This window comes from Escherichia sp. 20412-1 (assembly GCF_003027595.1).
GTDB lineage: Bacteria > Pseudomonadota > Gammaproteobacteria > Enterobacterales > Enterobacteriaceae > Escherichia > Escherichia marmotae.
This window is the reverse complement of record NZ_PYQM01000130.1, coordinates 1-534: the sequence shown is the minus strand read 5'-3', so window position 1 is coordinate 534 and position 534 is coordinate 1. Positions and strand designations below refer to the sequence as shown.

Here is a 534-nt window from a genome sequence, read left to right as displayed (position 1 = left end):
CACAGGGGCCAAAGGGAGATAAAGGCGAGAAGGGGGAGCAGGGGCCAAAGGGTGATAAGGGAGACACCGGTGCACAGGGGCCGAAGGGAGAAACCGGCGCTAAGGGTGACAAAGGTGATACAGGCCCCGCAGGTCCGAAAGGTGAGCGGGGCGACCCTGGCGGCCCACAGGGGCCAAAAGGGGATACGGGAGCCGCAGGTCCGGCAGGTCCGGCAGGCCCACAGGGGCCGAAAGGGGATACCGGAGCCACAGGCCCGGCAGGCCCACAGGGACCGAAAGGGGATACCGGAGCCACAGGCCCGGCAGGCCCACAGGGACCGAAAGGGGATACCGGAGCCACAGGCCCGGCAGGCCCACAGGGACCGAAAGGAGATACCGGAGCCACCGGTCCGGCAGGTCCGCAGGGGCCGAAAGGCGATACCGGAGCCACAGGTCCTGCAGGTCCGCAGGGTCCGGCGGGAAGTTCTGACAGCGGGTTGTTTGGCGTCGGTTCTTTTGTTCTTGCAGCGTATTACACGACGAATTACTCGGGGG

At 66.5% G+C, this 534-nt stretch carries 1 pseudogene; it reads left to right on the top strand.

The features are described 5' to 3' along the window. Positions 1-534: pseudogene (locus C7B16_RS24360) on the top strand (collagen-like protein); the annotation flags it as partial.